Here is a 6,904-nt window from a genome sequence, read left to right on the forward strand (position 1 = left end):
GGCCACCTAATTAGTAACCGCGATTACTACTTAGGTGGCCTTAAAATTAACGAATTACTTTTCAAACGACATCCTGTAAGAACCGACCACTAATTGTCAAGCTCTTAACTTAATGACATTGAAGATTACTTCCCGTCTTTCCGGACTCTAAAGAGTCATTTAATTGATTAACTGTATTATCACAGATAGTAACGAGAATGTCAATAAATATAATATTTTGAACAGTGCATAGTTTTTAATCTGGGATTTTAATTTTCATTTTTTGCTATTAATAAACTTATTATAACAAATGTTAATTTTGGATCCAGAAAAAATGGTTTTAAAACCAAATTAAATAAAGGACTCTAATTCCATAGTATGTTTTATGGGATACAAAATAAAAAGGGCGCCTTTTCAAGTGTCCAGCCGGCTCGGTAAGAGGAGCTGCCCCTATGCCAATTTGCACACCGGCGCAGGCTCTCGACGCTAACCTTGAGGGTCCACAGAAAAAATTGCGGAAAAATGCCCTCTTTCTCTATCTTGCTCAACAACAAAACGATCCGATTGCGGCAGAGGTGTACAGATGGTTCGACCAGGACCTGATTTTTATTAACCCTGCGGCGGCCATTCCCGCCCAGCTTCTTTCGCTAATGAAAGATCCAGATCTCAAGCATGAGATGGTCAGCTTCCTTAATTTTGCCGACTTCAATATCAGTGATATCACCGTCCGTAGAATTCCGTTGAATGTTCCTGATGAATTAACCAAGGTGATGAATCAGCTAGGGAGCCCGGAGCCACCTCATTCGATGCTGCAGCTGTACACGATTCACAAGTCTTATGATGAGCATGGTAACGTCATCGGGACGGAGGAGTTGCCATTATCCGCTGAAATCGGTAGGGACTCAAAAGCTGTTTGTCATTGTGCTGGCAATTATTTTTTCACAGATCAATAACAACGGTAAGACGATTCTGATCGATGAGTTCGATGATTCGCTTCACTACGAGCTGTCGAGTACATTGGTGAAGATTTTCAATTCGACTGAAAATAAGAATCAATACATCATCACTACTCACAACTTCAACTTACTCGATGCCGGTATCCGTGTTGACCAGATTTATTTCGTCGAAAAGGACTTTATGGGTGAAAGTGATCTGAAATCGGCGTTCGACTTTACGGATTCGCGCGACAATGCACGGCGTGATGCTAAGTTCGCTAAGAAATACATTCAGGGATAGTACGGAGCGGTTCCGGTAATTGATACCGCAAGCCTGGTAGAGGTGCTGAATGACGTTAGAAAATATAGTCACCAATCCCCCCGCAATAAGGCGTTTCGCGGTCAGATGTGATACAATAAATAGCGAATGCTGTCGTGAAGCAGCACACTAAAAACGGCCCCGGGTGCGGCCGAAGCAGTTGATCGCCTGACTGCTTAAAGTTCCGTGATGAACGCACTTACTTATGATACAAAGGAGATTTTGACATGATTCAAACGATCGATTTGAAAAAGGGTATGGTTTTTGAACGTGGCGGCAAGCTGCTCAAGGTTCTTCAAATCAACCACCACAAGCCAGGTAAGGGTAACACCCTGATGCAGATGGACATCCAAGATCTGCGGACCGGCTCCATTGTCCACACCACGATGCGTCCTTCCGAAAAGGTTGAGCAGGTTAACGTTGACAAGCGTTCTGCTCAATACCTCTACGACGAAGGTGACAACGCCGTCTTCATGGACCTGGAAAGCTACGATCAATACACGCTGAGCCACGACCTGCTGGGTGACGACAAGAACTACCTGGTAGAAAACATGAAGGTAACCCTGAACTTCGTCAACGGCGACATCATCGGTGTTGACCTGCCAACCACTGTTGAAATGACGGTTGCTCACACTGAACCAATGATCAAGGGTGCCACTATCGACGGCGGTGGCAAGCCTGCTACCATGAACACCGGTCTGGTTGTCAACGTCCCAGCCTTCATTAAGGACGGCGACAAGCTGATCATCAACACCACTGATGGCAGCTACAAGTCCCGGGCTTAATATTATTAGACTTCTGAAAGAATCCTTGCGTCTTTTACGGCGGAAGGGTTCTTTCATTTTAAAATGTTTCTACCTATTATAATGATAAAGATTGTTTAACGCTTAGCATGGGAGAGAGAAAAATAAATGACGCGGCAATCAGATGATTAATTCGCAATTCAAAAATTAAATTTGACAATTTCAGAAATCAAAAAATAGTTAAGTAGCGATGAACGTCCATTTAGTTGGTGAAACTTAGAAAATAACCTGATAATTGAAAATTTAATTTTGCTGTTTTTTCAGTGAATGACGAAAATGTTCAGTAGAGAAAAATATTTTTGAATTTTTTGTGAAAAAATGTTTAAGGTTAAAACGCCCATAGATCAACACTTTAAGAGTCAAGTGGGGGGGTAGTCACGGCCGCTTAACCGAATGGTAGGGTTGTACTATTTCAGAATATTGCATACAATGTAATTGGTTTCAGGAAAAATGGTTCTTGTTAGTTTGAACATAGTCCTGGCCAATTTTACTATTAGTTTAGTTTATTTTTGGGAGGAATCTTCAATTATGATGAAGTACAAAATGTACAAAGCTAAGAAGCACATTGTATATGCTGGCTTAGCTACAACTGCTGTTCTGGCAGGTTTGACATTATCCAATGTTAACAACACTGCCAACGCTGATGCTTCTTCCGCAGCACCAACGACGACTCAAGTTACTAGTGGCTCCAACGCATCCGCTGCATCTGCAGCAACTTCCGACGCTACGGCAACCACTTCCAGCGCAGCTTCTTCCGCAACTAGTGACAGCTCTGCTGCTACTAGTTCTGCTGCAAGCAGCTCTGCAGTAAGTGTAAGTGACGCTAACTCTGCAGTTGCAAGTGCCAACACTACTAACTCCAGCGCAATTGCTATCAACTCCGCTGCTGTTAAGAGTGATGCTGCTAAGCCAGTTCCGGCTTCCAGCACGACCACTGAACCAAAGGCTGCTGTTTCCGAAGCTAGTCAACTGACTAGCCAAGCCAAGGAAATCACTGACAACACTGCTACGGCTTCTCAAAACCTGAGCAATGCTAACGAAACCCTGGCTAGCGCATCCGCAAACGTAACCAGCGCAAGTGCTGCTTACTCTGCAGCACGTTCTGCTGCTGATGCTGCACAATCAGCTGCTACCTCAACTGCCGCTGCTTACGATGCTGCTAAGAAGTTGGCTGACGCTGACTCAACTGCTGCTAAGAAGGCTGCTGACGAAGCTGCTGCCGCTCTGAAGGCTGCTCAAGACGCTGAAGCTGCTGCTAAGACGGAAGTCGCTAATGCTCAAAAGAACCTGACTGATGCACAAGCTAACGTTGCCGCTGCACAAAAGGTTGTTAACGAAGCTGCTGCCAACGCTGCTAAGGCATCTCAACTGCTTCAACAAGCACAAGACCTGCTGAGCAACATTGACTGGAACCAAAACAACGGTTCATCCGCTGATTCTTCAGCCGCATCTTCTGCTGATTCCTCAGCTGCATCCTCTGCTGATTCTTCAGCTGCATCATCCGCTGATTCCTCAGCTGCATCCTCTGCTGACTCTTCAGCTGCATCATCCGCTGATTCCTCAGCTGCATCCTCTGCTGACTCTTCAGCAACTTCATCAACTGACCCAGCAACTTCTGCTGCTGACCCAGCATCCTCTGTTAACAGTGGTGCAACTACTGCTACTACCCCAGCCCAAACTGCTGAAGTTTCTGCTGTAGCTGCTACTCCTAAGAGTGAAGTTGCTGCCTCAACTACTGCTAAGGCATTACCACAAACTGGTAACGAAAACGCTGGTGCTATGATTGCCCTCGGTGCTGCCGCTGCTATGTTTGGTCTTGGCCTTGCTGGCAAGAAGCGTGAATACTAAAATTGATTTTCAATTTTAGATCGTTAAGTTTAATTGAAGATTAAAAACTATGTTCGGACTATTGAACTTTAGATTCCCAATCTAGAGTAATGAAAGCGATCCATGGTGGGTGTGATTCCGCTATGGATCGCTTTTTGATTATCACTTTGCATTTCATACTGAGCGATTTTGTTTATGTTGAGTTTGCAGTTCAATATTAAGAAAAAGAAGCATATAATTTAGTGAGAGAGAATGAATAATGGGAGTAATTAAGATATGGATGAAAATTTAAAAAGTATGATTGCTTCGACTAAGGCAATTATCCGTGACACCGAGGAACAACTTGAAATGTTGAAAAAGGATCCGCACCCTGATCAGCAGCTGCTGAAGGTAACACAGAACAACCACGACAAGGCTGTGCAGATCTTGCAGCAAATTAATGGTGCCCCTGTTTCAACACAAGATGTTGGCCCCCGAACCGTTACTGACGCCCGACCAATTAATGTGAACCATGATTTGGAGCATGGCTTTCAAATTATTCCGCCGGCAAGTGAGCACGTTGCCAGCGAGCAGAAGAAGGTGTCGGTCACGACGAATAAACAGCCTGCACAATCTTCCCAACCCGCTCATCGAACTGTTTCGACTGCAACGACATCGAGCAGCAGTGTTAAAATGACGCGGGCCCAATACCGTGCAATGCTGAAGTAAAAGAATAAAGACTGATTTTAAACGGGACCGGAGAAAACGATCTTTTTCACCGGTCCCTTCTTTGCAGGAAAGGAAACTATCGTGACACCGTTAACTTTTTCACCAGAGATTACCAACGCACAACAAGAGAGAATGACGGCCAGCCTTTTTAACCACCACCTGCTGATCGTGGGGCAAACGGGCAGCGGTAAGACAACGACCACCTTAACACTCTTAAGTCAGCTGCAAAAGCGCAATCAGACCGCCATCATCCTGGACCCAACCGGGGAATATTCGAAATTGCCAAATACGATTACCTATCGTCTTGGTGACAATTGCTATTTTGAAGCTGGGAAACTGACCGCTAAGCAGCTTTTAGAAAGCGTCCAATTGCCGGTTCAACCATTACTTGTACAGAAGCTGCGGCAGGCAATTACGGATTTGCAGCTGCAGCATAATATTGTAGGGCAAACCGGGATTTACCACCGCCTTGGCAAATCGATTGCTGACCACCAATATTATCTGCGGCAATTGGGAAACTGGAGCAGTGATTATCAGGTAGCATTGCTTTTTCAACAGTTAATCGAAGAATTTACCGTTCCGGCACTGGATGAGCGGGCGGATTATTCCTTACTGGGCCAGCAGTATGACCGGAAAGCAATTAATCGCGCTTGGCCGCAACTAATTGCCCTCCAGGAATGCCTGGGGAGCACAGCCTTTCGGACCCTGTTCGACACCGACCGCCATCCCGGGACAATGAAGAGTGAGCTGAATTTCGTTTTGAAGATGTTCCTTCACCACGCCAGCCAGCACCGTACCCTGGTAATTGATCTTTCCCTGTTGAAGCATTATGAGGGCAGTCAACGTCTGCTGATTTCGCTTTTGCTCAAGCAGATCCTGCGTTGTCGATTGGCGGACAATGCGGGCTTTCCGGTTAACGTGGTGATTGATGAGGCCCATCGTTACCTACCGAAGAACGAGCAGGACCTAGCGGACAACGGCATTTTCCAGCTCCTCCGTGAAGGCCGCAAGCTCGATCTAAAGATGCTTTTGACGACTCAATCACCATTGGATCTGCCGCCACGGTTGCGTTCCCAGTTTAACCACCTGATTGTTCATCGGCTCCTCGATCCAGCCGAAGTTCATTGCCTTCCCGGTGACTGGCGCTTGCCGGATGCTGCCAAGTTTGAGGTTGGGCAAGCGGCGCTCTGTCTTTTTGGTAATCACCCTCAGAAAGTGCGGGTCAATCTTCCTGCTTGGTGGGATAAAAACGCTTGATTGCCACTTCACAAGCCTTCTCGCAGCATGGTGGAAGGTAGTGTAATCATTTCGTAAACGAATTGTAACTAAAAATTCCTAGTTAGTGCTTTACTTCACAATAGAAAAAGCTTATAATCCTCTTTGCAAATAAATGATTTGCACTCATTTTATCAATGGCGGCGAAATGACAGTCGAGTCACGCATCCTTTTTATCCAATTAACATCAACTACCGAGGATGACTCCCTGTTAGCTTCGCACTAAATAGAAAAGATAACCTGTGTTGTGGTAAGCGCAGGTTATTTTTTTATGTATTCGATGTATTCTAGCTCTAGAATAGCCCGTCTAATAATGATAGAGAAATTAGTTTGATTAGAGGATCAGAATTAATGGGGAAACTAATTACTGAAATGATACTTCTGCCAACGCTGATTACTAGTATGACCTTGTGTCAGCAGTACATCGTCCACATTGTGTTGCCTAACAGCATGATTAACAAGCACCGGCAGGCAATTATCATGCTGTTAATTTTTGCGTTCCAGGAGTATATCATCCTGCAGTATTCTTATAATGAGCTGGGGAATATCATCTATCCCTATGCGATGGCGGTGTCGGTCATCTTCAGTACCGATTACCGGCACTGGCGCTACATCTGTGGCAGCATCATCATTACGGTGCTGATGTTTAATGCTGTTCTCTATCAGACTCATCTGGCATTAACTCACCAGCTGGTTTACGCGACTCTCCGGCTGGCCTTGCTGCTATTGTTGTATTTGCTGATTGGCCACTACCCGAAATGGCAGAATTACCGCTTCTACGCGCTCGTGTTGATTTTTACGAACATGTGGATCGATGTTTGGGATCGCAATGCCTATATCTATACGCCGCTGGCGGTGCTTGGCGGAAGCTTGATCTTTGTTGTGATCACATCAGGAGCTCGTTACGTTTACCAACGCTATCTTAGGTATTCCGCGTAAGCCCGCCGTAGCGATACGTCTATTAATAAACCGCACGATCTCCTATACTGGTGACAACATCAATATAGGAGGTCGTTTTGTATGGAAGAAAAGTCTGAGATTATTACACCCGTTTTCAA

The 6,904-nt window shown here is 45.2% G+C and carries 7 protein-coding genes; all 7 read left to right on the top strand.

The window, feature by feature from the left end:
* Window positions 1-431 precede the first annotated feature (431 nt).
* On the top strand, window positions 432-932 hold the full coding sequence (locus OCT58_RS09655; protein ID WP_267202628.1) for a hypothetical protein: 501 nt from the start codon (window positions 432-434) through the stop codon (window positions 930-932).
* Window positions 901-1,215 (top strand): AAA family ATPase, encoded by a 315-nt coding sequence (locus tag OCT58_RS09660; protein WP_267202629.1) that lies wholly within the window; start codon window positions 901-903, stop codon window positions 1,213-1,215. Before OCT58_RS09655 ends, OCT58_RS09660 begins: the two co-directional genes overlap by 32 nt.
* 245 nt (window positions 1,216-1,460) lie before the next feature.
* Window positions 1,461-2,018: an elongation factor P gene (gene efp / locus OCT58_RS09665; RefSeq protein WP_267202630.1), complete on the top strand. Its 558-nt coding sequence runs from the start codon at window positions 1,461-1,463 to the stop codon at window positions 2,016-2,018.
* A gap of 546 nt (window positions 2,019-2,564) precedes the next feature.
* The gene (locus tag OCT58_RS09670; protein ID WP_267202631.1) at window positions 2,565-3,884 is read left to right on the top strand and encodes an LPXTG cell wall anchor domain-containing protein; all 1,320 of its coding nucleotides are present in this window, start codon (window positions 2,565-2,567) and stop codon (window positions 3,882-3,884) included.
* A 255-nt stretch (window positions 3,885-4,139) separates the two neighbouring features.
* Window positions 4,140-4,571: a hypothetical protein gene (locus tag OCT58_RS09675; RefSeq protein WP_267202632.1), complete on the top strand. Its 432-nt coding sequence runs from the start codon at window positions 4,140-4,142 to the stop codon at window positions 4,569-4,571.
* 132 nt (window positions 4,572-4,703) lie between these two features.
* Window positions 4,704-5,828 (top strand): helicase HerA domain-containing protein, encoded by a 1,125-nt coding sequence (locus OCT58_RS09680; protein ID WP_267202633.1) that lies wholly within the window; start codon window positions 4,704-4,706, stop codon window positions 5,826-5,828.
* Window positions 5,829-6,197: 369 nt separating this feature from the next.
* Window positions 6,198-6,785, top strand: a complete 588-nt coding sequence (locus tag OCT58_RS09685; protein WP_267202634.1) for a hypothetical protein — start codon at window positions 6,198-6,200, stop codon at window positions 6,783-6,785.
* The last annotated feature ends 119 nt before the right edge of the window (window positions 6,786-6,904 follow it).

Source organism: Limosilactobacillus kribbianus (genome assembly GCF_026413145.1).
In the GTDB taxonomy this organism is placed as follows: Bacteria; Bacillota; Bacilli; order Lactobacillales; family Lactobacillaceae; genus Limosilactobacillus; species Limosilactobacillus kribbianus.

Bases quoted from the DNA above. Each gene is read 5' to 3' on its own strand.
- efp (WP_267202630.1), top strand. From the start codon at position 1,461: ATGATTCAAACGATCGATTTGAAAAAGGGTATGGTTTTTGAACGTGGC.
- OCT58_RS09685 (WP_267202634.1), top strand. From the start codon at position 6,198: ATGGGGAAACTAATTACTGAAATGATACTTCTGCCAACGCTGATTACT.
- OCT58_RS09670 (WP_267202631.1), top strand. From the start codon at position 2,565: ATGATGAAGTACAAAATGTACAAAGCTAAGAAGCACATTGTATATGCT.
- OCT58_RS09675 (WP_267202632.1), top strand. From the start codon at position 4,140: ATGGATGAAAATTTAAAAAGTATGATTGCTTCGACTAAGGCAATTATC.
- OCT58_RS09680 (WP_267202633.1), top strand. From the start codon at position 4,704: ATGACGGCCAGCCTTTTTAACCACCACCTGCTGATCGTGGGGCAAACG.
- OCT58_RS09655 (WP_267202628.1), top strand. From the start codon at position 432: ATGCCAATTTGCACACCGGCGCAGGCTCTCGACGCTAACCTTGAGGGT.